This window comes from Diaphorobacter sp. LR2014-1, from assembly GCF_002916785.1.
GTDB lineage: Bacteria > Pseudomonadota > Gammaproteobacteria > Burkholderiales > Burkholderiaceae_C > Diaphorobacter > Diaphorobacter nitroreducens.
Genome location: NZ_MTBE01000002.1, coordinates 156401 through 182061, shown reverse-complemented (window position 1 = coordinate 182061; position 25661 = coordinate 156401). Strand labels below are relative to the sequence as shown.

Annotated in this window: 24 protein-coding genes; 13 read left to right on the top strand and 11 right to left on the bottom strand. The window is 69.2% G+C overall.

Annotation, left to right across the window (positions count from 1 at the left end; genetic code table 11):
* Window positions 1–3 precede the first annotated feature (3 nt).
* The 6 genes from BV908_RS02775 to BV908_RS02750 form a co-directional block, all read right to left on the bottom strand.
* On the bottom strand, window positions 4–4146 hold the full coding sequence (locus BV908_RS02775; RefSeq protein ID WP_103737150.1) for a translocation/assembly module TamB domain-containing protein: 4143 nt from the start codon (window positions 4144–4146) through the stop codon (window positions 4–6).
* A gap of 107 nt (window positions 4147–4253) precedes the next feature.
* A complete protein-coding gene (locus tag BV908_RS02770; protein WP_103737149.1) occupies window positions 4254–6158 on the bottom strand; it encodes a BamA/TamA family outer membrane protein in 1905 nt (634 codons plus the stop codon).
* A gap of 5 nt (window positions 6159–6163) precedes the next feature.
* Complete coding sequence (locus BV908_RS02765; RefSeq protein WP_103737148.1) at window positions 6164–7351, bottom strand: VWA domain-containing protein; 1188 nt, start codon at window positions 7349–7351, stop codon at window positions 6164–6166.
* Window positions 7352–7369: 18 nt separating this feature from the next.
* Complete coding sequence (locus tag BV908_RS02760; protein ID WP_103737211.1) at window positions 7370–7972, bottom strand: GNAT family protein; 603 nt, start codon at window positions 7970–7972, stop codon at window positions 7370–7372.
* 17 nt (window positions 7973–7989) lie between these two features.
* Entirely contained in the window at window positions 7990–8217 is a 228-nt protein-coding gene (locus BV908_RS02755; protein ID WP_011806654.1) for a hypothetical protein, read from the bottom strand.
* Window positions 8218–8230: 13 nt separating this feature from the next.
* Window positions 8231–9073, bottom strand: a complete 843-nt coding sequence (locus tag BV908_RS02750; protein WP_015914181.1) for a MoxR family ATPase — start codon at window positions 9071–9073, stop codon at window positions 8231–8233.
* Between the two features lie 108 nt (window positions 9074–9181).
* On the opposite strand from BV908_RS02750, the gene BV908_RS02745 reads away from it, so the two are divergent.
* Window positions 9182–9841, top strand: coding sequence for a c-type cytochrome (locus BV908_RS02745; RefSeq protein ID WP_103737147.1), 660 nt, complete (start codon window positions 9182–9184; stop codon window positions 9839–9841).
* Between the two features lie 460 nt (window positions 9842–10301).
* Entirely contained in the window at window positions 10302–11204 is a 903-nt protein-coding gene (locus BV908_RS02740) for a universal stress protein (RefSeq protein WP_103737146.1), read from the top strand.
* Here the strand turns inward: BV908_RS02740 and BV908_RS02735 are convergent.
* Window positions 11165–11599 carry a DUF1841 family protein gene (locus BV908_RS02735; protein ID WP_041836092.1) on the bottom strand — a complete coding sequence of 145 codons (435 nt, stop codon included), beginning with the start codon at window positions 11597–11599 and terminating at the stop codon, window positions 11165–11167. The genes BV908_RS02740 and BV908_RS02735 overlap by 40 nt on opposite strands.
* Before the next feature lie 151 nt (window positions 11600–11750).
* On the opposite strand from BV908_RS02735, the gene BV908_RS02730 reads away from it, so the two are divergent.
* A complete protein-coding gene (locus BV908_RS02730) occupies window positions 11751–11972 on the top strand; it encodes a hypothetical protein (RefSeq protein ID WP_015914177.1) in 222 nt (73 codons plus the stop codon).
* A 66-nt stretch (window positions 11973–12038) separates the two neighbouring features.
* On the opposite strand, the gene BV908_RS02725 is transcribed toward BV908_RS02730, so the two are convergent.
* A complete protein-coding gene (locus BV908_RS02725) occupies window positions 12039–12842 on the bottom strand; it encodes an IclR family transcriptional regulator (RefSeq protein ID WP_047349744.1) in 804 nt (267 codons plus the stop codon).
* Between the two features lie 115 nt (window positions 12843–12957).
* On the opposite strand from BV908_RS02725, the gene BV908_RS02720 reads away from it, so the two are divergent.
* From BV908_RS02720 to BV908_RS02700, 5 genes are all read left to right on the top strand, one after another.
* Window positions 12958–13653: a 3-oxoacid CoA-transferase subunit A gene (locus tag BV908_RS02720; RefSeq protein ID WP_103737145.1), complete on the top strand. Its 696-nt coding sequence runs from the start codon at window positions 12958–12960 to the stop codon at window positions 13651–13653.
* A gap of 27 nt (window positions 13654–13680) precedes the next feature.
* Window positions 13681–14334, top strand: a complete 654-nt coding sequence (locus BV908_RS02715; RefSeq protein ID WP_103737144.1) for a 3-oxoacid CoA-transferase subunit B — start codon at window positions 13681–13683, stop codon at window positions 14332–14334.
* Between the two features lie 75 nt (window positions 14335–14409).
* Entirely contained in the window at window positions 14410–15621 is a 1212-nt protein-coding gene (pcaF, locus tag BV908_RS02710; RefSeq protein WP_103737143.1) for a 3-oxoadipyl-CoA thiolase, read from the top strand.
* A 27-nt stretch (window positions 15622–15648) separates the two neighbouring features.
* The gene (pcaD, locus tag BV908_RS02705) at window positions 15649–16449 is read left to right on the top strand and encodes a 3-oxoadipate enol-lactonase (protein WP_103737142.1); all 801 of its coding nucleotides are present in this window, start codon (window positions 15649–15651) and stop codon (window positions 16447–16449) included.
* 88 nt (window positions 16450–16537) lie between these two features.
* Entirely contained in the window at window positions 16538–17530 is a 993-nt protein-coding gene (locus BV908_RS02700; protein ID WP_103737141.1) for a tripartite tricarboxylate transporter substrate binding protein, read from the top strand.
* Between the two features lie 122 nt (window positions 17531–17652).
* Here the strand turns inward: BV908_RS02700 and kefC are convergent, their stop codons facing one another.
* Window positions 17653–19524, bottom strand: coding sequence for a glutathione-regulated potassium-efflux system protein KefC (kefC, locus tag BV908_RS02695; protein ID WP_103737140.1), 1872 nt, complete (start codon window positions 19522–19524; stop codon window positions 17653–17655).
* Between the two features lie 286 nt (window positions 19525–19810).
* Between kefC and BV908_RS02690 the strand changes: the two genes are divergently transcribed.
* The 3 genes from BV908_RS02690 (at window position 19811) to BV908_RS02680 (ending at window position 21764) form a co-directional block, all read left to right on the top strand.
* Window positions 19811–20449: a LysE family transporter gene (locus tag BV908_RS02690; protein WP_103737139.1), complete on the top strand. Its 639-nt coding sequence runs from the start codon at window positions 19811–19813 to the stop codon at window positions 20447–20449.
* Window positions 20450–20596: 147 nt separating this feature from the next.
* A complete protein-coding gene (locus BV908_RS02685) occupies window positions 20597–21217 on the top strand; it encodes a ParA family protein (RefSeq protein ID WP_103737138.1) in 621 nt (206 codons plus the stop codon).
* An 82-nt stretch (window positions 21218–21299) separates the two neighbouring features.
* Window positions 21300–21764: a MaoC family dehydratase gene (locus BV908_RS02680; protein ID WP_103737137.1), complete on the top strand. Its 465-nt coding sequence runs from the start codon at window positions 21300–21302 to the stop codon at window positions 21762–21764.
* 31 nt (window positions 21765–21795) lie between these two features.
* Here BV908_RS02680 and BV908_RS02675 read toward each other — a convergent pair whose 3' ends face one another.
* Both BV908_RS02675 and BV908_RS02670 read right to left on the bottom strand, forming a co-directional pair.
* The gene (locus tag BV908_RS02675) at window positions 21796–22284 is read right to left on the bottom strand and encodes a tRNA (cytidine(34)-2'-O)-methyltransferase (protein WP_088888407.1); all 489 of its coding nucleotides are present in this window, start codon (window positions 22282–22284) and stop codon (window positions 21796–21798) included.
* Between the two features lie 89 nt (window positions 22285–22373).
* Window positions 22374–23102 carry a ComF family protein gene (locus tag BV908_RS02670; protein ID WP_047349750.1) on the bottom strand — a complete coding sequence of 243 codons (729 nt, stop codon included), beginning with the start codon at window positions 23100–23102 and terminating at the stop codon, window positions 22374–22376.
* Window positions 23103–23137: 35 nt separating this feature from the next.
* Between BV908_RS02670 and BV908_RS02665 the strand changes: the two genes are divergently transcribed.
* Together BV908_RS02665 and coxB are read left to right on the top strand one after the other, a co-directional pair.
* Window positions 23138–24046 carry a biotin synthase gene (locus BV908_RS02665; protein ID WP_103737136.1) on the top strand — a complete coding sequence of 303 codons (909 nt, stop codon included), beginning with the start codon at window positions 23138–23140 and terminating at the stop codon, window positions 24044–24046.
* A gap of 423 nt (window positions 24047–24469) precedes the next feature.
* Window positions 24470–25639, top strand: coding sequence for a cytochrome c oxidase subunit II (gene coxB / locus BV908_RS02655; RefSeq protein WP_015914165.1), 1170 nt, complete (start codon window positions 24470–24472; stop codon window positions 25637–25639).
* Window positions 25640–25661 lie beyond the last annotated feature (22 nt).

Sequence of the window (25661 nt, the reverse complement as noted above, 5' to 3'; positions counted from 1 at the left end):
ACTTCAGTCGTAGCGCACCGTGTAGATCAGGTCCACCGCGCTTTGCATGCCCGTCTGGCCGCGCAGGGTAAGGTGCTGCGACAGGTCGTAGAAGATGTACAGCGTGCCCAGCACGCCCGAGAGGCTGCGCTCGTAGGTCACGTACAGGTCCTTGGACAGGCGTTTGCCGAAGGTGAGGGCAGCGGCGCTCGCGTCCTCGCCCGTGCCGGGGCCCTTGAAGCCGATCTCGTCCAGACCTACGCGCTTGGCGATACCGCCGGTGCCGCTGCCGGAGCCCCCGCCCAGCAGAGCCAGCGCGGCCTGCTGCAGCAGCGCGGCCTCGGCGCCGCCGCTGGCGGCGCTGCGGCCCAGCACCACCCACGAGAGCTTCTCGGCATCCGGCAGGTCGGGGTCGGCATACAGGCGCACGCGCGGCGACTGGGCCGTGCCGGTGACCTGCACGCCGGCGCGCACGCTGATGTTGGGCCGGATGGCCAGCACGTCCAGCGACGGGTTGTCGTAGGGGCCGTTGAAGCGCAGCAAGCCCGTTTCCACGTCCAGCGCCTGGCCCCAGGCGCGGTAGCGGCCCTGCACGGTGCGCACCTCGCCGGTCACGCGCGGCGGGGCGCCGGCCGTGCCGCTGCTGCGGATGTCCAGCTGCCCCGTCAGGCGTGTGGTGATGCCGTGGCCCTGCAGGGCGAAGTCGTTGCCCAGGTCCAGCGTGACGGCGATGTCGGGCGGGCGCGCGGCCTGCACCTGCCCGCCGGCCTCGGCCTTCTGGGCCTGCTGCGCGTCGCGCGCGGCCTTGGCGGCGGCTTGCTTGTCCAATGCGGCGGAGCGCACCACCACGTCGCTGCCCAGCGTGGGCGCGCCCGCCTCGGGCAGGATGATGGTGGCGCGGTCGGTGGTGAGCTGGCCGCGCAGCGTGAATTGCCCGCCCTGCAGCCGCGCCGTGAGGTCGCCCGAGACGCTGACCTGCCGGTCGGCGCGCACCAGCAGCTGCAGCGCCCGTGCCTGCGCGCGCAGGTCCATGCGGATACCGGCGCCGCCTGCGCCCGCCGCGCCCCACGATACGGTGCCGCCGCCGGTGAGCGTGCCGCCGTCCTGCGGCGCCGCGGTGCGGTTGCCGCTGTAGCCCGCGATGCGTGCGCGGCTGCCCTGGCCGCCGTGCAGGCTCAGCTCGGTGATGGTGAGCCGGTCGCCCTGCAGCGCGGCGCGCAGGCGCCCGTCTTGCAGGTCCACGCCGTCCAGCAGCGAGCGGATGGCGAACTGGTCCGCCGCCAGCTGTCCGCTCCACTGCGGCGCGGTGCGCGTGCCGGACAGGCGCGCGTCGGCGCTCAGCGTGCCGCGCACGCGCCAGCCCGGCGGCGCCAGGGCGGACCACACGCCCACGTCGGGCAGTTCGGCACGCACGGTGGCGGCCAGCGGAGCCTCGGCGGGCCAGGTCCAGCCGTCGGGCGTGCGCGCCAGTTGGGTGCTGCCTTCGGCGTGCAATTGGCCGGCGCGCTCACTGTCCCAGTCCAGTCGGGCGCGCAACGCCGGGCCTTCGGCGCTGACCGTGAGTTCGGCCCGGCGCACGCCGGCGGGTGTGCCGCGCGTGGGCGTGGCTTGGGCCGCCTGGGCGCCCTTGCCCTGGCCGCTGCTGTGCACCACGGTGGTGGGCGCGGCATCCAGCGTCAGGATGCGCAGGTCGCCGCCGCTGCGCCGCAGGCTGGCGCTGGCGCGCAGCGTGTCGCCGGCGTCGATGTCCCAGGTGCCGTCCAGCAGCAGGTCGCCCGCCAGGCCCGCCCGCTCCAGCATGCCGTCGCCGTCCATGCGCCAGGCGTTGGCCCAGTCCAGCGGCAGGCCCTTCAGTTCGCCCTGGCTGCGCAGCTGCAGGGCACCCTGCGCGCCCTGGGCATAGCGCAGGGGTTGCCAGCGCAGTTGCAGATGACCGGGTCGCGGCCCTTCGACGAAGGCCTGGCCGGCGCCGGCCTCCACCACCAGCTGGGGGGACTGGCGCAGCTGGATGGCCACCGGCTCGGCCAGGCGCAGCTTCCACGGGCCGGGCTGGCCGGCCGCGTCGGCCTGCATCTGCAGGGATTCCAACTGGGCCTGCCATTGGCCCGCGCCGCGGCTGGCCGCCGTGGCGCGCAGGCGCAGCTGGGCACGCTGGCCCGTGAGGGTGGCGCTGCGGGCGGAAGGGCCCTCGTCAGGCTGCGGGCCGTGGCGCAGCTCGCCATCCCAGTCGAGCGCGGCGCGCGCCAACGAGCCCTGCAGCGTGGCGGTGGTGCGCCGCAGTTCCAGCGTGAGGGGGCCCGCGTCCGTGCCGGGCTGGGGTGCGCGCGCGATCTGCAGGCGCGGCGCGGACAGCTGGGCCTGCAGGTCAAAGCGCTGCGGCGCGGTTGCGGCGGCCACGGCCGTGCCTGCCGGCAGGCCCGCGGCCTGCAGTTGGCGCTGCAGGTCGTGCCAGCCGCCGCGCCAGGTGGCGGCCAGCGTGGCGTTGCCGTCCAGGCTCCAGCCCGCCAATGCGGCGGGCAGGCCCGGCAGGCCCTGCAGCCAGCGCTGCGCGCGTTGCGCGTCCGTCATGCGCAGGTCCAGCGTGCCGTTGCCGCGCTGGGGTGCGAGTTGCCCGTCGAACTGCGCGCTGGCGCCGGGCAGCGTGGCCTGTAGCGCGCCTTGCACGGCCGGTCCCGCCAGGTCGATGCGCAGCGCCTGGGCGCGCACTTGCGCCCGCAGGGCGTCCAGCTGCAGGCGGGCGATGTCGATCCGATCGCCCTGCCACTGGCCCTGCACGGTCAACTGGTCCAGGCGCAGCGGCGCGGGGGCGCCCGCCTTCGCCGCGGCCGTGGGGGCGGGGCGGCCCGCGGCGCGCAGGTCGGCGCTGAAGCGCACGGCGCCGCCCTCGGCAGCATCGCGGCTTTCGGCGCTGGCGGTGCCGTTCACGGGCGCAGCGTCCAGCAGGGTGTGCAGCGCCGCAGGGTTGAGGGCGCGCACCTCGGCCTGACCCTGCAGTGCGCGCGTGGCGGGTGTGTAGGCGCCCTGCAGTGCGACGCTGCCGCTGCCCACCCGCGCCAGCGATTCGGACACGGTCCAGGTGGCGCCGTCGAACGCGGCGCGGGCCTGCAGTGTGTTGACAGGCAGGCGCTGCTGGTCCCACGGGCCGGGCAGGGCGTTGCGCAGCGCGGCCTGGAACTGCCAGCCGGGCGCGTTGGCCTCGGCGGGCTCCAGCGCGGCGGTGCCGCTGAGTTGGGTGGCGGGCGCCTGCGGCCACAGCGCGGCGAGGTCCAGGGCCTGCACCTCGGCCGCGGCCTGCAGCAGCGGTTGACCGGCCCAGGGGGCGACGCGCGCTTGCAGGTCGGCACGCAGCGGTGGATGGGTGGGGCCTGCGCCATCGGTGCCGCGCAGCTGGGCCGTGAGCTGGATCTGTGCGCCCGCGCCGGCCAGCGTGCCCTGCGCGCTGGCCTGGGCCAGGGCCTGCAAGGGTTGCGCGCTGCCGGGCACCGGCGTGCGCAGCGTGCCGTTGAGCGTGGCGGTGAGCGCCATGGGCGCCTGGGCCTGCAACGTGGCCAGCAGCGCGTAGCGGCCCTGGGCCAGCGTGACCTGGTCCACCGCCAGGCGGTGTTGCTCGCCGTCGTAGCGGTAGGTGCCCTCCAGTTGCTCGGCGACGGTGTTGCCGGCCCAGTCGATGCGGTCCGCGTGGAAGGGCAACTCGATCCGCAGCGGCAGCACCAGTTGCTGCAGCGGCGGGGTGGGCGGCTCCTGCGGGCCGGGCGCGTCCTGCGGCGTGATGAGCACCTGCGCGGCCCGCACCTCGCCCAGGCGCAGTTGGCGGCGCAGCAGCGGCGCGACGCTCCAGGCGATGCGCGCGTCGTGCACCTCCACGGCCAGCGTGGGGCTGCTCCAGCGCAGCCAGCCAATCGTGCCGCCCGAGCGCAGCGAGCCGCTCACGTCGCGCGCCTGCAGGCTCTGCCCCTCGGGCAGGTATTGCGCCGCGCGTGCCAGTGCGCTGGCCAGCGAGGTGTTGCTGCCGGCCCACCACCACAGCCCGCCCAGCAGCACCAGCGCCGCCATGAGCAGGCCCCCCAGCGCAGCCAGCACCCAGCGCCCGACGCGGCGGCGCGGCGGCGGCCGCGGCGTGGGCGTCGCGCCTGCGGCGTAGGGCTGGTGGCTGGAGGGGTGGGTCATGGAGGTTTAAAAACAATAGCTGCTAGCGCTTGCCAGAAAAGGAATTCGGAATGAAAACCATCAGAATCCCTTGTGTATCAAGCGCTGGCAGCTCACTTTTTTGCATGTCAGAACGTGTAGCCCAGCCGCAGGTGCAGCCGTACCTGGTGCGTGTGCAGGCCGTAGGCCAGGTCTGCCTGCAGCGGGCCCACCGGGCTGCGCCAACGCAGGCCGGCGCCCACGCCCACGCGCGCGGTCAGCTCACCGGGCTTGTCCGCCACGGCGCCGGCGTCGATGAACAGGGCGCTCTCAAAGTCGGTGCGGTTGCCGCGCACGGTGATGGGGCGCTGCCATTCCGCGCTGCCCACGGCCATGTAGCGCCCGCCGAAGAGCTTGTCCGCATCGGTGCGCGCGCCGATGCTGCGGTAGCCGTAGCCGCGCACCGTGGTGTCGCCGCCGGTGAGGAACAGCTGGGTGACGGGGATGTCGGCGCCGTCGCGCGCCAGCACCGCGCCGCCCTCCAGGCGCAGCGACAGGCGGCTGCCGCGGCGCACGTTGTTCCCCAGGTCCACGCGGCCCAGCCCGACGAAGGACTGCCAGCGCAGCAGGGTGCGCACGAAGGGGTCGCGCTCCGGGCGCAGCGTGGTGCCCACGCCCAGCTCGGCCGCCAGGCCCCAGCCGCGCGTGGGGTTGGTATTGCTGTTGAAGTAGCGCCCCGTCCAGCCGTAGTTGGCGGAAATCGCGCTGCTGGATGGCGGCGCGTCCTCGCCGCGGTTCTTGGCCGTGTCGTGCTGCAGGAAGTAGCTGCGGTCGATGCGGTCCGTGCTCTTGGTGCGCCCGGCGCGCAGCCGCGAGCTGTCCACGTCGTAGCTGCCCGTGGCCTCGCGCTGCAGCTGCAGGCCGGTGAACCAGCGCCAGCCGTTCGCATGCGGCAGCCCGGTCCAGTCGGTGGACAGCAGCTTGCGCTTGTTGTCCACCGCCACCTTGCTCACGGCGCGCCAGCCCAAGCCCGGCAGGCGGTTGTGCGTGTGGTCCATGGACAGGCGCGGTCCGCTGTCGGTGGAGATACCGACGCCGAAGACCATTTTTTGCAGCGGCGCGTCGCGCACCTGGGCAATCACGGGCGCGGACTGCGGATCGCCGTGCTCGGTGTCCAGCGTGAGGAACACCGCGTCGTAATAGCCGCTGCTGGCCAGGCGCTGCTGGGTGTCCAGCAGGCGCGCCTCGCTGTAGTCCTCGCCCGTGGGCAGGCGCGCAATGCGGCGCATGCCCTCGTTGTCGTAACGCTCGCCCCCCTGGATCTGCAGGGTGCCAAAACGGTAAGCCGGGCCAGGCGCGTAGGCCACCTGCAGCTTGGCCTCGGCGCGGTCGGCGTCCACCTCGGCGCGGCTGCTGGCGATGCGCGCCGTGGGGTAGCGGCGCGCCTGCAGATCGCGCAGGCCCTGGTTCTTGGCACTGTCCCAGCCCTCCTGCGTGAACGGCTCGCCGGGCGGCAGCGACCAGCCGCGCTGCAACCGGGCCTGGCGGCGCGCGAGCTCGGTCGCGTCGGCACCGTGGCCGTCCTCGCCCATCAGCGTGATGTCGGCGCTGGCGATGTGGGTGCGCGGGCCGGGCGACACGCTGACCAGCACGGTGCGCGGCGGCGCGTCGGCGTCGGTGGCCTGCTCGCGCAGCTCGATGGTGATCTCGGGACTGAAGTAGCCCTGCGTGGCCAGCAGGTCGCGGGCGTTCGCGTCGGCCGAACCCAGCAGCCGCGTGAGTTCATGCGCCTGCAGGTCGGGCAGTTGGCGAAAGCGCTGCAGCTCCAGATGGCGCGTGAGGTACTCGCGCAGGGTGTCGTCCTCCACCTGCACATCCAGCGCGAACGCATCGGGGCCGGAGTCCGGGCCCGCCTCGGAGGTGATGGAAGAGGGTGCGTCGTGCGGCGCGGGGGAGGGGCGCTGCAGCAGGCTGCAGCCCTGCAAGAGGGCCAGGCCGATCAGCAGAAACAGCAACGCCGGCCGCCGGGCCGGCGCTGAGCTTGGCTTGGTCATGCGGGCTATTTTGACAAAAGCCGCATCGTTTCTTCGAGGCCTTTGAGTGACAAAGGGTACATGCGATCGCCCATGAGCTGCTGGATGATGCCAATGCTCTGGCGGTACTGCCACACGCCCTGGGGTTCGGGGTTGATCCACGCGAACCGGGGGAAGGCGTGCGTGAGGCGCTGCAACCACTCGGCGCCGGGCTCCTCGTTGTTGTATTCCACGCTGCCGCCGGGCTGCAGGATCTCGTACGGGCTCATGGTGGCGTCGCCCACGAAGATGAGTTTGTAGTCCTTGTTGTACTTGCGGATGATGTCCCAGGTCGGGAACTTCTCCGCGAAGCGGCGGCGGTTGTTCTTCCACATGAAGTCGTAAACGCAGTTGTGGAAGTAGTAGAACTCCAGGTGCTTGAACTCGCTCTTCACGGCAGAAAAGAGTTCCTCCACGCGCTGGATGTGCTCGTCCATGGTGCCGCCCACGTCCATCAGCAGCAGCACCTTCACGTTGTTGTGGCGCTCGGGCACCATCTTGATGTCCAGCCAGCCCGCGTTGGCCGCCGTGGCGCGGATGGTGTCCGGCAGGTCCAGCTCCAGCTCATGCCCCTCGCGCGCGAACTTGCGCAGGCGGCGCAGCGCCACCTTGATGTTGCGCGTGCCCAGCTCCTGCGTGTCGTCGTAGTCGCGGTAGGCGCGCTGCTCCCACACCTTCACGGCGCTCTTGTTCTTGCCCGCGCCGCCGATGCGGATGCCCTGCGGGTTGTAGCCGCCGTGGCCGAAGGGGCTGGTGCCGCCCGTGCCGATCCACTTGTTGCCGCCTTCGTGGCGCTCCTTCTGCTCCTCCAGGCGCTTCCTGAGCGTCTCCATCAGCTCGTCCCAGCCCATCTTCTCGATGGCGGCCTTCTGCTCGGGCGTCAGCTCGCGCTCCAGCATCTTGCGCAGCCAGTCGGCGGGGATCTCCTTGCGGAAGTCGGCCAGCATCTCCACGCCCTTGAAGTAGGCAGCGAACGCGCGGTCGAACTTGTCGAAGTGCTTTTCGTCCTTCACCAGCGCGGTGCGCGCGAGGTAGTAGAAGTCGTCCAGGCTCCAGGCGTCGTCGGACTTGGGGCCGACCACGCCGGCCTGCAGCGCCTCCAGCAGCGTGAGGAATTCCTTCACGGACACCGGCAGCTTGCCGGCGCGCAGGGTGTAGAAGAAGTCGATCAACATGAAACAGGCCTCCAGCGCTTATTCAGCGGGCGCATGGCGCTGCAGAAGGTATAGCAACTGCGCGCGCGCTTCGGGCCATTCGCCGCTGCGCATGCTGTACATCACCGTGTCGCGGATGGTGCCGTCGCGGCGCAGCGCATGGCCGCGGATCACGCCGTCCTTCTTCGCGCCCAGGCGTTCGATGGCGCGCTGCGATGCAAAGTTGAAGTTGTCCGTGCGCCAGCCCACCACGTGGCAGCCCAGCGTGTCGAAGGCATGGCCCATCATCAGCAGCTTGGCAGTGGTGTTCACATGCGTGCGCTGCACGCTCTGGCGATACCAGGTGTAGCCGATCTCCACCCGCTTCACGGCGGGCAGGATGTCGTGGTAGCTCGTCGTGCCCAGCACGCGGCCGGTGGCATCGTCGAGCACGGCAAACGCGAAACGGTTGCCTTCGTCGCGCATGCGCAGCGCCGTCTCGATGTAGGCGCGCGTGTCCTGCGGCTCGGGCACGCTGGTGACGCGCAGTCTCCACAGCTCGCCGTCGGCCGCGGCGGCGGCGAGGCCGGCTTCATGCGCCAGGGCCAGGGGCTCCAGCCGCACGCCGCTCTGGCGCAGGGTGACGGGCTCGACGAAGGCCATGGACTGTTGCTCCTTGCTCATTCTTTCCGTGCGCTGCGGGCCGCGCGCCAGCGCCGTGCCAGGTGCAGGCCCAGCCCGCCCCCAATGCCCACCAAGGCGATGCCTGCAATGCTGGCCGCCCCGTAGCCCTCGCTGAAGATATCCATCCCCAGCAGCAGGCCCACGCCATAGCCCGCGAGCGCGCCGCCCACGAACCCTATCGCGTCGGACGCACCTTCCATCAGAAGCCGCTGTGCAGTGCTCATGACGGGCTCTGGCTCAGCGGTTGCGCTGGTTCATGAAGACCAGCTTCTCGAACAGGCTCACGTCCTGCTCGTTCTTGAGCAGCGCGCCCACCAGCGGCGGCACGGCCACCTTGTTGTCGGCGCTTTGCAGGGCTTCGAGCGGGATCTCCTCGGCCACCAGCAGCTTGAGCCAGTCGATGAGTTCGCTGGTCGAGGGCTTCTTCTTCAGGCCGGGCAGGTTGCGCACGTCGTAGAAGGTCTTCATCGCCACGGTGAGCAGTTCGCTCTTGAGCGTGGGGAAGTGCACGTCGACGATCTTCTTCATCGTCTCGGCCTCGGGGAACTTGATGTAGTGGAAGAAGCAGCGGCGCAGGAAAGCGTCGGGCAGCTCCTTCTCGTTGTTGGAGGTGATGAACACCAGCGGGCGGTGCTTGGCCCGGATCATCTCGCGCGTTTCGTAGCAGTAGAACTCCATGCGGTCGAGTTCGCGCAGCAGGTCATTGGGGAATTCGATGTCGGCTTTGTCGATCTCGTCGATCAGCAGGGCCACCGGCTTGTCGGCCGTGAAGGCCTGCCACAGCACGCCCTTGACGATGTAATTGTGGATGTCCTTGACGCGCTCGTCGCCCAGTTGCGAGTCGCGCAGGCGGCTCACCGCGTCATATTCGTACAGGCCCTGCTGCGCCTTGGTGGTGGACTTGATGTGCCACTGCAAGAGCGGCATGTCCAGCGCCTGCGACACTTCCTCGGCCAGCATGGTCTTGCCCGTGCCGGGCTCGCCCTTGACCAGCAGCGGGCGCTGCAGTGTGATGGCTGCATTCACCGCGAGCATCAGGTCCTGGGTGGCAACGTAATTCTGGGATCCTTGGAATTTCATGGGCCTGGGAATAGGGAAATCGTTGATGAAAGGGCTTGACAAGCGCTGGCTATAATCGTCCACGAACTAGAACGCGGAGACAACCAATCGCCTGATTGTGCGCGCAAAATGAAGAAGACACTGACCACGATATTCGGCCTGTCTGTCGCTTGTGCGACCGGTTTTCTCCATGCCGAGGAGATCAAGGGAGATGCCAAAGCTGGGGCGCAAAAGATCGCCATGTGCATCGGGTGCCACGGCATCCCGGGCTACCAGGCCAGCTTCCCCGAAGTGCACAAGGTGCCGATGATTTCCGGCCAGGGTGCCAAGTACATCGCCTCCGCACTCGACGCCTACAAGAAGGGCGATCGCAAGCATCCCACCATGCGCGGCATCGCCGATTCGCTGTCCGAGCAGGACATCACCGATGTGTCGGCCTACTATGCCGAGCACGGCACGAGCGCCGGGGCACCCGCCAAGCCCTCGCGCGAACCCAATGCCCAGGTGGCGCAGCTGCTGCAAAAGGGCGCTTGCGTGTCCTGCCACGGCGAGAACTTCGCCAAGCCCATCGACCCGTCCTATCCCAAGATCGCGGGCCAGCATGCGGACTACCTGTTCGTGGCGCTCAAGTCATACAAGACCGACAAGGGCGCATACGTGGGCCGCAGCAACGGCGTGATGGCCGGTATCGCCAAGCAGTTTTCCAACGCCGAGCTGAAGGCGCTGGCGGGTTACCTGGGTTCGCTCGATGGAGACCTGCAGGTCGTTCCGCAGCCGCGCTTTCGCTGACCGTGGCACGCACCCGAAGAAGCCCGCCAGCGCGGGTTTTTTTACGCCCGGGTGAGGCACGCGGGCCGGGTTCCCTTATCTGGCACGCCCAGGTACGGAATGGTTGCCCCGGAGGGAGGGACTTCCTACAATCGGCACTATGCGTTTCCTGGTTTCCACCCCGTGCGTCCGTATCGCGCGGCTTGCATCTGCAGCCGTCGTGATGGCGCGCGCCATGCGCAGGATGGGTGTTCTGAAACCAGCTTCGCCGGCCGCAGATCACTAGGCCCGGCGGTTCTCCACTCCTTTCATCCAAGCGTCACGCGTACCGCCGGGCAGCCAGCTCCGGTGCGCTGGGGCCTGCTTGCCGCGCGCCCCGCCGTGCGGCACCCCGGATGCGCACCTTCTTCCCGCCGATGACGCGCCGCTGACGGTCGCTTTGTGCGCCGTTGTTCCCGCTTGTTGACCAGGAGTTTTGACCATGCGCCTTCAGACCATTGTGGCCCTCACCGATTTCTCGACCGCGGCGGAGCATGCGCTTGACCGTGCCGCGCTGTTGGCTGCCGAGCACAAGGCGCGCCTGCATCTTCTGTTTGGTGCGGAGCAGCCGGACCCGAAGTTCGTCGACCCGCAGGCGCGGCTGGAGCAGCGCGCGCGCCAACTGGCGCGCCGCCACGACCTGCCGGTCAAGGCCCTGGCGTACCGCGGCGCCGGCGTGGTGGATGAGGTCTTGCGCGCGGCCGAGGGCGCCGACCTGCTGGTGCTGGACAAGCGCGCGCACCAGGGCGTGGAGCAGTTGTGGCGCGGTGGCACGTTGAGCCAGATCCTGCGGCGCAGTCCGTGCCCCGTGCTGGTGGTGCAGCGTGCGGCGCGCGAGGCTTATGCGCATGTGCTGCTGGCCGTGGATTTTTCGCCGGCGGCCGATGCCATGGTGCGCTACGCGAGCGGGCTGGACACTGCCGCTGCGGTGGAGCTGTTCCATGCCGTAGACCTGCGCGATGAGGCCAAGCTGCGCAGTGCCGAGGCATCGGCCCAGGCCGTGCGCGCGTGGCGCGCGCAAATGCAGCGGCATGCGCACGACCGGCTGGTGCGGCTGTCCGATGCCTTCGAGGCGCGGCGCAATCGTGTGGGAATGACCGTCGGCATGGGCGATGTGGCGCGGCAGGTGGCCGTGCAGCAGGAGCGCTCGGGCGCGGAGCTGGTGGCGCTGACGCACCGGCGCCGGGGATGGATGCTGGATCTGCTGCTGGGCGGCGTAGCCCAGCGGCTGCTGGGGGACGTGGGCTGCGACGTGCTGGTGTACCCGCACGACTACGCTGGCGCCGCACCGCGCGGCACCACGTCTCAGCCCCGCGTGGCGCGCCGCTGGACGCAGGCGATATAGGCGTCGCCGTCGGGTGCCCGACCCGCGCGCTGGGCCTCCCACAGCATGGTGCCCAGGCACTCCATGGCGGCGTGGTGCGCGTCGTGCAACGACCCCAGGCGCGCGGCCAGCAGTTCCACGGCCTGGCGGATGCCGCGCGGCTGGTCGATGCTGCACTGCTCGCTGATCGAGAGGTGCATCGACAGGTGCAGGAAGGGGTTGGTGCGGTCCGGCGTCTCGTCGTAGTTGCGCGCTAGGGCGGTATCTACATCGGCCAGCTCGGGCTGGTACTCGGGGTGCTCCGCGATCCACAGGCCGGCCAGCGTCTCGATGGCCTCCATGGGCTGGCCGGCCTGCTGCTTGGCATGCGTGGCGCAGAAGAAGCGGCGTACGTCGGCTTGGGTGGGATTGAACATGGATTCCAGAGTAGCATGCAACGTGGCGGCTCTGCCGCGGGATGTCGCGGTGGCCTCCTACGCCGGCGGGGTTACGCCCAGCTCTACAGTAGCGGCGGGCGCCGCTGGCGGTTGCCGACCCTACGACCAACATAAAAAAGAGGTGGACACCATGACGGGCATGCGCATTCTGGGCGTGATCTTGCTGATTCTGGGCCTGGCCGGGTTCTTCACCGGGGGCTTCAGCTTCACCAAGGAAACCACGCAGGCCCGCATCGGGCCGCTGGAGCTGTCGGTGAAGGAAAAAGAATCCGTCAATGTGCCGCAATGGCTCAGCATTGGCGCGATCGCCGTGGGCGCCCTGGTGCTGGTGCTCAGCATGCGCAAGCCCTGACGCAGGTTCCATGGCCGCGCACGGTTCGCGCCGTGCGCGCGGGCGTTGGCCCAGGTCCTACGTGCGTCAGGGCCGGCGCGTGCCCAGCATGCGCGAGATGGTCTGGGCCGTGGCCAGCAGTTCGGGCAGCAACTGCTCGCGCAGCATTTCGGTGCTGGTGCGATTGGCCTGGCCGCTGATGTTCAGGGCCGCCACCACCTGGCCCGCCCGGTTCTTGAGTGGCGCTGCCACCGAAATCAAACCCTCTTCCAGTTCCTGATCCACCAGGCACCAGCCCTGGGCGCGTGCCTGGGCGATGCGCGCGAGCAGCGTCGCATCGTCCAGCACCGTGTGGCGCGTGAACTGCTGGCGCGGCAGCGCGGACAGCCGGGCGCGCAGGTCCTGCTCGGGCAGCTCGGCCAGCAGCACGCGGCCCAGCGACGTCCAGAACGCCGGCAGGCGTGAGCCCACGGCCAGGTTGGTGCTCATGATCTTGTGGGTGTGTACGCGCAGCACATAGACGATGTCCAGCCCGTCCAGCACGGCGGCGGAGCAGGACTCATGCACGCGGTCGGTGAGGGCCTCCATCAGCGGCTCGGCCAGGTCCCAGATGGGCATGGAACTGAGGTAGGCAAAGCCCAGGTCCAGGATGCGCGGCGTGAGGCGGAACAGCCGGCCATCGCTCTCTAGATACCCGAGCGTCTGCAGCGTCAGCAAGATGCGGCGCGCGCCTGCGCGCGTCAGGCCGGTACGTGCCGCCACTTCGCTCAGGGTCTGCTGCGGCGCCGCCGCGCTGAACGAACGGATCACCTCCAGCCCGCGTGCAAACGACTGCACGTAGCTATCCCCCGGCTTGTGGGTATTACTTACGGAAAGGGGGGTGTCATCCATGGCAGTTCGTCCTAAAATTCATTATACGAACATTTGTTCTATATACGAACAAAGTGACACGATCACGAAAGCCGGCCCGGGCCGGCTCCTTTTCCCCTCACTGGACCAGCAACACATGATCAACAAGATTGCGGATTCCGTTGCCGAGGCGCTCGCGGGCGTGCAGGACGGCGCCACCGTACTGATTGGCGGCTTTGGCACTTCGGGCAACCCCATTGAACTGATCAACGGCCTGATCGCCCAAGGCGCGCGCGACCTCACCGTGGTCAACAACAACGCCGGCAACGGCGATGCCGGCCTGGCCGCGCTGCTCAAAAGCGGGCAGGTACGCAAGATCATCTGCAGCTTCCCGCGCCAGGTGGACAGCTATGTGTTCGACGAGCTGTACCGCAGCGGCAAGATCGAGCTGGAGCTGGTGCCCCAGGGCAACCTGGCCGAGCGCATGCGCGCCGCGGGCGCTGGCATCGGCGCCTTCTTCTGCCCCACGGCCTACGGCACGCAGCTGGCCGAGGGTAAGGAAACCCGCGAGATCAACGGCAAGCACTACGTGCTGGAGTACCCCATCTACGGCGACGTGGCGCTGGTCAAGGCCGAGCGCGGCGACCGCTGGGGCAACCTGACCTACCGCATGTCGGCGCGCAACTTCGGCCCCGTGTGCGCCATGGCGGCCAAGTACACCGTGGCCACCGTGCATGAGCTGGTGGAGCTGGGCGAGATGGACCCCGAAGCCGTGGTCACCCCCGGCATCTACGTGAGCAAGGTCGTCAAGGTGCCGCGCGTGGCCACCCAGGCCGGTGGATTCAAGAAGTAAAGCCCGTTCAGCCCAAGGAGATACAGCGTGAGCAGCTATCAAAAACGAACCAAGGACGAACTGGCCGCCCGAGTGGCACAGGACATCTTCGACGGTGCCTATGTGAACCTGGGCATCGGCCAGCCGACCCTGGTGGCCAACCACATCCCCGCAGGCCGCGAGGTGGTGCTGCATTCCGAGAACGGCATCCTGGGCATGGGCCCCGCGCCCGCCAAGGGCCAGGAAGACTACGACCTGACCAACGCCGGCAAGCAGCCCGTCACGCTGCTGCCCGGCGGCTGCTACTTTCACCATGCCGACAGCTTCGCCATGATGCGCGGCGGCCATCTGGATATCTGCGTGCTGGGCGCCTTCCAGGTGTCGGCCACGGGCGACCTGGCCAACTGGAGCACCGGCGAGCCCGGCGCCATTCCTTCCGTGGGCGGCGCCATGGATCTGGCCGTGGGCGCCAAGTCCACCTGGGTGATGATGGATCTGGTCAGCAAGACCGGCGAATGCAAGGTGGTCCAGGCCTGCAGCTACCCCCTGACGGGCCTGGCCTGCGTCAAGCGCATCTACACCGACCTGTGCACGCTGGAATGCACGCCCCAGGGCCTGCGCCTGATCGACACCGTGCCCGGCCTCTCGCACGAGGAGCTGGAGCGCATCGTCGGCCTGCCGATCCAGCCCGCACAGCAATAAGTACCAAAACGGCCTCCAGCGCTTGATGGACAAGCGCTGGCAGCTCACTTTTTTGATATTCCCCTCGGAGACACCATGAGCAACGCCCGCCAAGCCTTCATCTGCGACGCGATCCGCACCCCCTTCGGCCGCTACGGCGGCGCCCTCTCCAGCGTGCGCACCGACGACCTGGGCGCGTTGCCCATCAAGGCGCTGATGGAGCGCAACCCCGGCGTGGACTGGGCCGCGGTGGATGACGTGCTGTATGGCAACGCCAACCAGGCCGGCGAGGACAACCGCAACGTGGCGCGCATGTCCAGCCTGCTGGCCGGCCTGCCCATCGACGTGCCCGGCGCCACCATCAACCGCCTGTGCGGCTCGGGCCTGGACGCCGTGGGCTCCGCCGCGCGCGCCATCAAGTCGGGCGAGGCGCGCCTGATGATCGCCGGCGGCGTCGAGTCCATGAGCCGCGCGCCCTTCGTGATGCCCAAGGCGGAAAGCGCCTTCAGCCGCAGCAACGCGGTGTACGACACCACCATCGGCTGGCGCTTCGTCAACAAGCTGATGAAGGCTCAATACGGCGTGGACTCCATGCCCGAGACGGCCGAGAACGTGGCCGACGATTTCAAGATCGAGCGTGAGGCCCAGGACCGCATGGCCCTGGCCAGCCAACAGAAGGCGGCCGCCGCGATCGCCGCCGGCTACCTGGCCAAGGAAATCGTCAACGTCGTCATTCCCCAGAAGAAGGGCGATGCTATCGTGGTCAGCCAGGACGAGCATCCGCGCGCCACCACGCTGGAGGCGCTGGCCAAGCTCAAGGGCGTGGTCCGCGAGGGCGGCACCGTCACGGCCGGCAACGCCAGCGGCGTGAACGACGGCGCCTGCGCGCTGCTGCTGGCCGATGAGGCGGCCGCCCAGCAATACAACCTGGTGCCCCGCGCCCGCGTGGTGGGCATGGCCGTGGCCGGCGTGGCGCCGCGCATCATGGGCTTTGGCCCCGCGCCCGCCGTGCGCAAGGTGCTGGCCCAGACCGGCCTGACGCTGGACCAGATGGACGTGATCGAGCTGAACGAAGCCTTCGCCGCACAGGGCCTGGCCGTGCTGCGCGACCTGGGTGTTGCCGATGACGACAAGCGCGTCAACCAGTGGGGCGGCGCCATCGCCCTGGGCCACCCGCTGGGGGCCTCGGGCGCGCGCCTGGCCACCACCGCCGTGAACCAGCTGCACACGCTGGGCGGCCGCTACGCGCTGTGCACCATGTGCATCGGCGTGGGCCAGGGCATCGCCGTGGTGCTGGAGCGCGTGTAAGCGCGCGGCGTGACCCGAGGAGCGAGCATGAACAAGCAAGAACGCTGGGTGGACGTGCAAGGCGGGCGCCTGCGCGTGTGCGTGCAAGGCCCCGAGGGCGCCCCGGCCCTGGTGTTTTCCAACTCCCTGGGCACCACGCTGGAGATGTGGGACGCGCAGGCCGCGCGCTTCGCCCAGGACTTCCGCGTGGTGCGCTACGACACGCGCGGCCACGGCGCGAGCGTGGTGACACCCGGCCCTTACACCTTCGAACTGCTGGGCGGCGACGTGGTCGCGCTGCTGGATGCGCTGCGGATCGAGCGTGCGCACTTCTGCGGCATCTCCATGGGCGGCTTCACGGGCCTGTGGCTGGGCGTGCACCAGCCCCAGCGCCTGCTGAGCCTGGCCGTGTGCAACAGCGCCGCCAAGATCGGCACGGCCGAAGGCTGGCAGGCCCGCGCCGCGCTGGTGCGCGAAAAGGGCCGTGACGCCATGGCGGAGCTGGCCGCATCGTCACCCGCGCGCTGGTTCACCCCAGCCTTCTGCGCGGCCGAGCCGGACGTGGTGCTGCGCGCGCAGAGCTGGATTGCCGGCATCGCCCCCGAGGGCTATGCCGCCTGCTGCGAAGCCCTGGCGCTGGCCGACCTGCGCTCGCAGATGGGTGGCATCGACGTGCCCACGCTGATAGTGGCTGGCAGCGCCGACCCCGTGACCACCGTGGCCGACAGCCGCTTCATACAGGCGGCCATTGCCGGTGCGCGGCTGGCCGAGGTGCCGGCTTCGCACCTGTCCAACCTGGAAGCGCCGCAGGCCTTTGACGAGGCCCTGGCGCAGTTCCTGCGCGGCTGAGACCGCGGGCGGCGATGCAGTGCGGCTTGCTGCGCTGCCCACGCCGCTCCCTTCCATTCATCCAATCCTAGAGAAAGAGGAAACAAGCATGACCCACCTTCATCACACCACCCGCCGCACGCTGCTGGCCTCCCTGGCCGTGGCCGCCGCCGGCGCGCTGCCCCTGGGCGCCCTGGCGCAGAACTTCCCCACCAAGCCCATCACCATCATCGTGCCGTTCTCGGCCGGCGGCACCACCGACATCCTGGCGCGCATCGTGGGCCAGGGCCTCACCACCGAGCTGGGCCAGTCCGTCGTGGTGGACAACAAGCCCGGCGCGGGCGGCAACATTGGCGGATCGCTGGCCGCCAAGGCCGCAGCCGACGGCTACACCCTGTTCATGGGTACGGTGGGAACGCACGCCATCAACCAGTCGCTGTACAAGAAGATGCCCTTCGACCCGGTGAAGGACTTTGCACCGCTGTCGCGCGTGGCCACGGTGCCCAATCTGCTGGTGGCCCACCCCAACCAGCCGTTCAAGACCGTGAAGGAAATGATCGCCTACGCCAAGGCCAACCCCGGCAAGATCACCTTTGGCTCGCCCGGCAGCGGCGCGTCGCCCCACGTGTCGGGCGAGCTCTTCAAGAGCATGACCGGCACCGACCTGCTGCACATCCCCTACAAGGGCAGCGCCCCCGCCATGACCGACCTGCTGGGCGGCCAGACCTCCGTCATGTTCGACAACATGCCCTCGGCCATCCAGCATGTGCGCTCGGGCAAGCTGCGCCCCATCGCCGTGACCACCGCCAAGCGCTCGCCCGAGCTGCCTGACGTGCCGACCATCGCCGAAGCCGGCGTGCCCGGCTACGAGGCAACCTCCTGGTTCGGCATGTTTGCGCCGGCCGGCACGCCCAAGCCGGTGCTGGACAAGCTGCACGCCGCGCTGATCAAGGTGCTGAACCAGGCCGACGTGAAGAAGAAGATCGCCGAGCAGGGCGGTGACGTGGTGGCCGAGACACCCGAGCAGTTTGCCGCCTTCATCAAGGCCGAAAGCGTGAAGTGGGGCAAGGTGGTGAAGGAGTCCGGCGCGACGGCCGACTGACCCTTCGCTGAGCGGTTCAGCCGCTTACCCCTCCCTCACACGGCGTGTGGAGGGGTAGCGGTAATCTGCTATTGATACGAGAGCTTGTAGCGCTTGATAGGCGGGCGCTACAGGCTCTTTTGTTATGGAGCCTTGGGTGCCTGGGGCACATCGGGCGGCAGGCCGGCGCCAGCCTCCGCCGCGGCCAGGCGCTCCTGGCGTTCCTTGGCCATCTGCTCCACCAGCTGGGCGCGGCCCTGCTTGGCGACGGCGATCATGGCCTCGCGGTCGTTGTGGTGCTCGTACATGCGGTTGGACAGCGCCATGTTGTGCGCGCGGAAGCGCTCGGCCAAGGTGTCGGCCTCTTGCGGCGACAGGCCGTTGAGCTCCAGCACGGTGCGTGCGGTGCGCAGGCTGGACTCGAACACCTCGCGCTCCACATGCTCCACGCCCAGATCGCGCAGCGCGTGCCAGTGCGTCACGTCGCGCGCGCGCGCCACGATCTGCAACTGGGGAAAGTGCTTCTTCGCCAGTTGCACGATCTTGAGCGACTGCTCCGGCGCGTCCACCGCCACCACCAGGATGCGCGCATGCTCGGCGCCGGCCATGCGCAGCAGGTTCACGCGCGTGGCGTCGCCATAGAACACGCGGTAGCCAAAGGTGTGGGCCACCTCCAGCATCTCCACGCTGTGGTCCAGCACCGTGGCGGGCACGCCCTGCGCCAGCATCATGCGCGCCACGATCTGCCCATAGCGCCCGAAGCCGGCAATGATCACCGGGGCCGACTGCGGCTCGGAGATCTCCTGCGCCTGCGGGGCGGTCTTCAGCGTGGCAAAGCGCTTGAGCAGCACCCGGTCCAGCAGCACCAGCAGCAGCGGGCTGATCAGCATGGACAAGGCTACCGCGCCGATCAGCAGCGACGCCATCTCGGCCGGAATCGCGCGAAAGCCCGCGCCGGCCTGGAACACCACGAAGGCGAATTCGCCGCCCTGCGCCAGCAGCAGCGTGAACACCGGCCGCTCCTGGTAGGGCATGGCGGTCACGCGCGCCAGCGTCCAGATCACCAGTGCCTTGATGCCCAGGAAGCCCAGCAGCAGCGCCAGCATGCCCCAGGGCGTGCGCAGGATCACGCCGAAGTCGATGCTCATGCCCACCGCGATGAAGAACAGGCCGAGCAGCAGGCCCTTGAAGGGCTCGATGTCGGTCTCCAGCTCGCGGCGGAACTCGCTGTCGGCCAGCAGCACGCCGGCAAGGAACGCGCCCAGCGCCATCGACAGGCCCACCGACAGCATCAGCATGGCGATGCCCACCACCAGGAACAGCGAGGTGGCGGTGAAGATCTCGGGCGTCTTGCTCTTGGCGATCCAGCGCAGCAGCGGGCGCAGCGCGAGCCGCCCGCCGAGCACGATGGCGCCCACCACGCCCAGGATCTTGGCCGCCTCCAGCAGCAGCTCCTGCACTTCGTGCGGATGGTCCAGCTCGGCCGCGCGCGCGGCCACGCCCAGCAGCGGCAGCAGCGCCAGGATGGGGATCGCCGCCACGTCCTGGAACAGCAGGATCGAGAAGGCCTTCTGCCCGCTGTCCGTGCGCATCAGGTTGCGCTCGTGGATCACCTGCAGCGCGATGGCGGTGGACGACAGCGCCAGCCCGAGCGCGCCCACCAGCCCCACGCGCCACGGCAGCCCGAAGGCCCAGGCCGCGGCCCACAGCAGTGCGGCGCAGCCCACCATCTGGGCCGTGCCCAGGCCGAAGATGGGGCGGCGCAGGCTCCACAGGCGGCTGGGCTGCAGCTCCAGCCCCACCAGAAACAGCATCAGCACCACGCCGAACTCCGCGAAATGCAGGATGTCCTGCACATTGCTCACCAGCGCCAGGCCCCAGGGGCCGATGGCGATGCCCGCGGCCAGGTAGCCAATGATGGCGCCCAGCCCCAGCGCGCGGGCGATGGGGACGGCGATCACGGCCGCGGCAAGGTAGGTGAATCCGTAGGTGAGCCAGACGGGGGCTTGGGCCATGGTGTGCAGGAAGAGGGCGCGAAAAGTGATGCGGGGAAGTGCGTGCGCCGCGCTCGGGCGCGGGCAGAAATTGTGCACCCGGCCCGCGGGCGGCGCAGACGCGGGGGGGCACCGGGCGGGCAGGGTGCCGTGGATGCTCTGGTTTTAATAGCTGTTAGCGCTGGATGGAGAAGCGCTAGGCCGCGTTTTCATGCCAGACGCCAGGGGGCCGCCGCGCAGCGTGCCGGCGGCGTCGGCCGATAGAATCGACGCTTCCCTTCCCCCTCATTTCCCAACGGACCACGACATGGACTGGCATACCTGGATGGCTTTTTTTGCGGCGTCGTGGGTGATCGCCATCTCGCCGGGCTCGGGCGCCGTGCTGTCCATGAGCCACGGGCTGTCCTACGGCGTGCGCCAGGCGGGCGCCACGATCCTGGGGCTGGAACTGGGCCTGCTGCTGATCCTGGTGGTGGCCGGCGCGGGCGTGGGGTCGCTGCTGGTGGCGTCGGAACTGGCCTTCAGCATCGTCAAGGTGCTGGGTGCGTGCTACCTGATCTACCTGGGCTTCATGCAGTGGCGCGCGGGCGCCGCCGGCACGCTGCAGGGCGACCTGCAGGCGCAGCCCGCGAGCTGGCGCCGCCGCGTGCTCACCGGCCTGCTGACCAATGCCACCAACCCCAAGGGCATCATCTTCATGGTGGCCGTGTTGCCGCAGTTCATGACCGACACGCGCCCGCTGTGGAGCCAGCTGCTGGTGATGGCCGTCACCATGCTCTCGGTGGACCTGATCGTGATGAACGGCTACGCCGACAGCGCCAGCGCGCTGCGCACGCTGATGCGCAGCGGCCGCGCCATGCGCACGCAGAACCGCGTGTTTGGCGGCCTGCTGATGCTGGTGGGCGCAGGGCTGTTTTTCGTCAAGCGCGGCACACAGCACGGGTAGCCGGTGGTTTGCTATTTTTATGATAGCTATTAACGCTTGATGGACGGGCGCTAAGGCCTGTTTTTGCTTATGTGGAGCCAGCGGCCGCGACCGCCGGCACTACGATGCGGGCTGGCCCCGCGCGGGTACGGAACACAGGAGGCAGGCATGACCGTGGTCGCAGTTGCAAATCCCAAGGGCGGCGTGGGCAAGTCCACGCTGGCCACCAACATCGCTGGCTACTACGCCAGCCGCGGGCATGCGGTGGTGCTGGGCGATGTGGACCGCCAGCAGTCCGCGCGGCTGTGGCTGCAGCAACGCCCGGCCGCGGCGCGCCCCATCGGCGCGTGGGACGTGGAGCCCGATCGCTTCGACAAGCCGCCCAAGCACGCCACCCACGCCGTGCTCGACACGCCCGCGGGCCTGCACGGCTGGCGGTTGAAGGACATGCTCAAGCTGGCCGACCGTGTCATCGTGCCGCTGCAGCCCAGCGTGTTCGACATCTTCGCCACGCGCCAGTTTCTGGACGAGCTGGCCGCGCACCGTCGCAGCGCGGGCGTGCCGATCGGCATCGTGGGCATGCGCGTGGACGCGCGCACCATCGCGGCGGACAAGCTGCATGCCTTCGTGGACAGCCTGGGCCTGCCGGTGCTGGGCTACCTGCGCGACACGCAGAACTACATCCACCTGGCGGCGCACGGCCTGTCGCTGTTCGATCTGTCGCCCGGCCGCGTGGCGCGCGACCTGGAGCAGTGGCAGGGCATCTGCGCCTGGCTGGACGGCGCCTGACGCGCGCGCTGGCCGAGTTCCAGCGCCTGGGCTGTCGCGGTGCCGACAGGCGCCCGCGCGCGCAGGCCGCTACAGTGGCCGCATGAAAACCTTCCGCAGCTATTCCGAAGTGGCCTCCTGCGTCGGGCAGGAAGTGGCCGTCACCGACTGGGTGGAAGTCACCCAGGCGCAGATCGACCGGTTTGCCGACGCCACGGGCGACCACCAGTGGATCCATGTGGACCCGCAGCGCGCAGCGCAGGGGCCGTTCGGCACCACCATCGCGCACGGCTTTCTGACACTGTCGCTGCTGCCGCGCTTCATGGAGGCATCGTTTGCCATCACCGGCGCGCGCATGGGCGTGAACTACGGACTCAACCGGGTGCGCTTCCCCGCTCCCGTGCCCGTGGGCAGCCGGCTGCGCGCGCACATGGTGCTGGCAGCGGCCGAGCCCATCGCGCCCGACGGCATGCAGATGACCTGGGAGGTGACCCTGGAGCGCGAGGGTGGCGACAAGCCCGTGTGCGTGGCAGAGGCGCTGGTGCGCAGCTACGGCGCACCCGCCTGAAGGGCCTGCGCCGGGGGCCTGCCGGTCCGGTTCAGGCAGGCTGGGTCTGCGTGGGCGGAGTGAGAAAGCTGTTTTGCCGCCACGCCTCGTAGACCGTCACGGCCACGGCGTTGGACAGATTCAGGCTGCGCTGGTTGGGCAGCATCGGCAGGCGCAGGCGCTGCGCGGGCGGGAACGTCTCGCGCAGTTCCGGCGGCAGGCCGCGCGATTCGGCGCCGAACACGAACCAGTCGCCCGGCAGGAAGCCCGTGTCGTACACCGACTGCGTGCCATGGGTGGTCAGCGCGAACATGCGCGACAGGTCGGGCTGCATGTCGCGCAGCAGGGCCGTCCAGCCCGGGTGGCGGCGCACCTCGGCGTACTCGTGGTAGTCCAGCCCCGCGCGGCGCATGAGAGGGTCTTCCATGGAGAAGCCCAGCGGTTCCACCAGATGCAGCATGCAGCCGGTATTGGCGGCCAGGCGGATCACGTTGCCAGTGTTGGGCGGAATCTCAGGCTCGACGAGGACGATGTGAAACATGGTGGCTATTGTCGGCGGCCGCGGGTGGCGGGCTGACGGATGAGGCGGCAGATGGTGATGAATCGTATACCGGCGGCCATGCCCGCGCGTCACGGCGTGCGGGCCAGCACCAGCGCGCAGACCTGCAGCGCACCCGCATCGCGCAGGGGCGCTGCGGCCGCATGCAGCGTGGCGCCGGTGGTCATCACGTCGTCCACCAGCAGCACCCGCTTGCCGGCCAGTTGCGCGGCCCGCAGCGGGTCGGGCACGAAGGCGCCGCGCAGGTTGCGCAGCCGTTCGGCACGCGCCAGGTGGCTCTGCGCCTCGGTATCGCGCACGCGCAGCAGCATCCGCGCGTGCACCTGTGGGTGGCCCAGCGCGCGCGCCAGCAGCAGGGCCTGGTTGTAGCCGCGCTGGCGCAATCGCTCGGGTGACAGCGGCACGGGCAACACCAGGTCGGCCTGGGCCAGCGCTGCCTGCGCGCCTGGGGCACGCGCCATCAGTTGCGCCAGGGCGCCGGCCCAGCCGGGCTCCGCATGGAACTTGAACTGGGCCAGCAGGTCGGCCCAAGGAAAGGCGTAGCTCACTGCGGCCACGCAGGCATCCAGCGGCGGTGGGTGGCGCAGGCAGTCGCCGCACTGCGCGACGCCGTGGGGCAGCAACCGCGCGCAGGTGGCGCAGCGCGGGAGCGGCGGAGCAAACTGCATGCGGCAGGCGTCGCACACGGGGCGCGCGGGCCAGGCATGGCAGACCGCGCAGCGGCTGGGCACTGCCGCGCCCATGCGGGCCAGGCCGCGCGATATCCCTGCCAGGTGCGTGGCCAGATGCGTGAACAGCATGGGCTCAATATACTCGCGGCCATTTGCGGCCCGTCATGTCCGAACACCTTCCGCCCACCATCGACCCGGTTGCCGCTGCACGCTGGCATGCCATGGTGCCCGAGGTCTCGCCCTGGTTGCACGAAGAGGTGGCGCAGCGCATGCAGGAGCGGCTGCAGTGGATCGTGCAGGCGCCGCAGGCCTGGTGCGACTGGGATCCGCTGCGCGGCGGCGTGCAGGGCCATGGCCTGGTGGGCCAGCATTTCGAACAAGCCGCCAGCCATATCACCGAGACTTCATCGCCCGCGGGGGAGGCGCTGGCGCGCGTGCGCTTCGCAAAGCCCTGGTGGAGCCCCGCGCGCTGGTCCGCTGCGGCGCCGCGTTTCGGGGTGCCGCCCGAGGGCAGCGTCCAGATGCTGTGGTCCAACATGGCCCTGCACATGGCGGCGGACCCGCAGGCGCTGATCACCCAGTGGCATCGGGCACTGGCGGTGGACGGTTATCTGATGTTCTCGTGCCTGGGCCCTGACACGCTGCGCGAGCTGCACGCGCTGTATGCCGAGCTGGGCTGGCCCGCCGCCGGCCACGCCATGACCGACATGCACGACTGGGGCGACATGCTGGTGCATGCGGGGTTTGCCGAGCCTGTCATGGACATGGAACGCATCACGCTCACCTTTGCCACGCCCGAGCGGCTGCTGCAGGAGCTGCGCGGCCTGGGGCGCAACCTGCATCCGCAGCGCTTTCCCGCGTTGCGCGGGCGCCACTGGCGCCAGCGACTGGAAGAGGCGCTGGCCCAGCGGCTGGCCGACCCTCGCCACGAGGGGCAGCTTGCATTGACCTTCGAGGTCGTTTACGGCCATGCCTTCAAGCCCGCGCCCCGCGTGCGCGTGGAGGGCAGCAGCGCGGTGTCGCTGCAGGACATGCGCGCCATGCTCCACGCAGGACGCACGCCGCCGCGCTGAGGGGGCTGCGGCGCAATTTGCGCTGTCAATGACCTCAATCAATGCAGGCTACAATTCTTTAAGATTGCAGATTCGGAACTCTCTTGGCGCGCCTGCATCGGGTGGTCGCCCGCGGCCGGCGTCGCGTCTTCTGGAGTTCTGATGGCGCCACGCGGCGCTCTCAGGCCTCCTTTCTGCGTCACTTCTTGGCAGTGTTCTCTCGGGACTAACGTGTATTGCAGCCATGTCCCGTGCTGGGCATGCTGTATGCGATCAAGAGAGTCCGTGTTGGATTGCGGAGACAACAGGCTGCCAGGAAAGCGGTCTGGACTGATTGGTGAAAGCGGGTGCACGGCATGCCCGCATGGCTTTGTGCGCCGCCTGACCCCACGCAGGCGCGCACCGAGGGATTGGTCAATTGGAGCTTAGAAGTAAGTGAGAACTATGAAGAGCATTTCCAACAAGCTGGCTTCTGGGCTGCTGATGGCCGGAGCATGGGTGGGCACGGCGGCCCATGCGGTTCAGAGCCTGCCCGGCGGCCCGGCGGTGAACCAGCTGAACTTGCACCCCCCCGTGACCAAGATCGCCGAGGAGCAGCACTTCCTGCATTGGATGATGCTCATCATCTGCACGGTGATCTTCGTCGGCGTGTTCTCGGTGATGTTCTATTCGATCTGGAAGCACCGCAAGTCGCGCGGCGCCCAGGCCGCCAATTTCCACGAGTCCGTCACCGTCGAGGTGGTTTGGACGGTGATCCCCTTCATCATCGTGGTCCTCATGGCCCTGCCGGCCACCAAGGTGTTGGTGGCGCAAAAGGACACGACCAATGCCGACCTCACGGTGAAGGTGACCGGCTACCAGTGGAAGTGGGGCTACGACTATCTGTCGGGCGAGGGCGAGGGCCTGTCTTTCATCTCCACGCTGGACAGCAGCCATCGCCGGATGTCCGACAGCGGCAACGTGGCCAATGCACCAGCCGACTACCTGCTGAAGGTGGACGCACCCCTGGTGGTGCCGGTGGGCAAGAAGGTGCGCGTGATCACCACGGCCAACGACGTGATCCACGCCTTCATGGTGCCGGCATTCGGCATCAAGCAGGACGCGATCCCCGGCTTCGTGCGCGACACCTGGTTCCGCGCGGAAAAGGTGGGTGACTACTACGGCCAGTGCGCCGAGTTGTGCGGCAAGGAGCACGCCTACATGCCGATCCACGTCAAGGTAGTGTCCGCACAGGAATACACGCAGTGGGTGGATGGCGAGAAGAAGAAGGCCGCCGCCAAGCTGGACGATCCCAGCAAGGTCTGGACGCTGGACGCGCTGCTGCCGCGCGGCGAGAAGGTCTACGCCGCCAACTGCGCCGCCTGTCACCAGGCCAACGGCAAGGGGGCCGGCCCCATCAAGCCGCTGGACGGTTCGGCCATCGTCACCGACGCCGACCACGCCAAGCAGATCCAGGTGGTGCTCAAGGGCGCTGCCAACGGCGCCATGCCCGCCTGGGCGCAACTCAGCGACACCGACCTGGCCGCCGTGGTGACCTACACCAAGAACGCCTGGTCCAACAAGACGGGCCAGCTGGTGCAGCCGTCTGAAATCGTGGCCCAGCGCGGCAAGTGAACCGCAACGCCCAACGCATTGA

What these genes read in the sequence shown, in the direction of transcription:
- BV908_RS02775 (WP_103737150.1), bottom strand. Translation starts at nt 4,146, where the DNA reads ATGACCCACCCCTCCAGCCACCAGCCCTACGCCGCAGGCGCGACGCCC.
- BV908_RS02700 (WP_103737141.1), top strand. Translation starts at nt 16,538, where the DNA reads ATGACCCACCTTCATCACACCACCCGCCGCACGCTGCTGGCCTCCCTG.
- BV908_RS02720 (WP_103737145.1), top strand. Translation starts at nt 12,958, where the DNA reads ATGATCAACAAGATTGCGGATTCCGTTGCCGAGGCGCTCGCGGGCGTG.
- BV908_RS02740 (WP_103737146.1), top strand. Translation starts at nt 10,302, where the DNA reads ATGCGCCTTCAGACCATTGTGGCCCTCACCGATTTCTCGACCGCGGCG.
- BV908_RS02730 (WP_015914177.1), top strand. Translation starts at nt 11,751, where the DNA reads ATGACGGGCATGCGCATTCTGGGCGTGATCTTGCTGATTCTGGGCCTG.
- BV908_RS02665 (WP_103737136.1), top strand. Translation starts at nt 23,138, where the DNA reads ATGTCCGAACACCTTCCGCCCACCATCGACCCGGTTGCCGCTGCACGC.
- BV908_RS02765 (WP_103737148.1), bottom strand. Translation starts at nt 7,351, where the DNA reads ATGTTGATCGACTTCTTCTACACCCTGCGCGCCGGCAAGCTGCCGGTG.
- kefC (WP_103737140.1), bottom strand. Translation starts at nt 19,524, where the DNA reads ATGGCCCAAGCCCCCGTCTGGCTCACCTACGGATTCACCTACCTTGCC.
- BV908_RS02755 (WP_011806654.1), bottom strand. Translation starts at nt 8,217, where the DNA reads ATGAGCACTGCACAGCGGCTTCTGATGGAAGGTGCGTCCGACGCGATA.
- BV908_RS02680 (WP_103737137.1), top strand. Translation starts at nt 21,300, where the DNA reads ATGAAAACCTTCCGCAGCTATTCCGAAGTGGCCTCCTGCGTCGGGCAG.
- BV908_RS02745 (WP_103737147.1), top strand. Translation starts at nt 9,182, where the DNA reads ATGAAGAAGACACTGACCACGATATTCGGCCTGTCTGTCGCTTGTGCG.
- pcaF (WP_103737143.1), top strand. Translation starts at nt 14,410, where the DNA reads ATGAGCAACGCCCGCCAAGCCTTCATCTGCGACGCGATCCGCACCCCC.
- BV908_RS02750 (WP_015914181.1), bottom strand. Translation starts at nt 9,073, where the DNA reads ATGAAATTCCAAGGATCCCAGAATTACGTTGCCACCCAGGACCTGATG.
- pcaD (WP_103737142.1), top strand. Translation starts at nt 15,649, where the DNA reads ATGAACAAGCAAGAACGCTGGGTGGACGTGCAAGGCGGGCGCCTGCGC.
- BV908_RS02735 (WP_041836092.1), bottom strand. Translation starts at nt 11,599, where the DNA reads ATGTTCAATCCCACCCAAGCCGACGTACGCCGCTTCTTCTGCGCCACG.
- BV908_RS02670 (WP_047349750.1), bottom strand. Translation starts at nt 23,102, where the DNA reads ATGCTGTTCACGCATCTGGCCACGCACCTGGCAGGGATATCGCGCGGC.
- BV908_RS02675 (WP_088888407.1), bottom strand. Translation starts at nt 22,284, where the DNA reads ATGTTTCACATCGTCCTCGTCGAGCCTGAGATTCCGCCCAACACTGGC.
- BV908_RS02760 (WP_103737211.1), bottom strand. Translation starts at nt 7,972, where the DNA reads ATGGCCTTCGTCGAGCCCGTCACCCTGCGCCAGAGCGGCGTGCGGCTG.
- BV908_RS02690 (WP_103737139.1), top strand. Translation starts at nt 19,811, where the DNA reads ATGGACTGGCATACCTGGATGGCTTTTTTTGCGGCGTCGTGGGTGATC.
- BV908_RS02770 (WP_103737149.1), bottom strand. Translation starts at nt 6,158, where the DNA reads ATGACCAAGCCAAGCTCAGCGCCGGCCCGGCGGCCGGCGTTGCTGTTT.
- BV908_RS02725 (WP_047349744.1), bottom strand. Translation starts at nt 12,842, where the DNA reads ATGGATGACACCCCCCTTTCCGTAAGTAATACCCACAAGCCGGGGGAT.
- BV908_RS02685 (WP_103737138.1), top strand. Translation starts at nt 20,597, where the DNA reads ATGACCGTGGTCGCAGTTGCAAATCCCAAGGGCGGCGTGGGCAAGTCC.
- coxB (WP_015914165.1), top strand. Translation starts at nt 24,470, where the DNA reads ATGAAGAGCATTTCCAACAAGCTGGCTTCTGGGCTGCTGATGGCCGGA.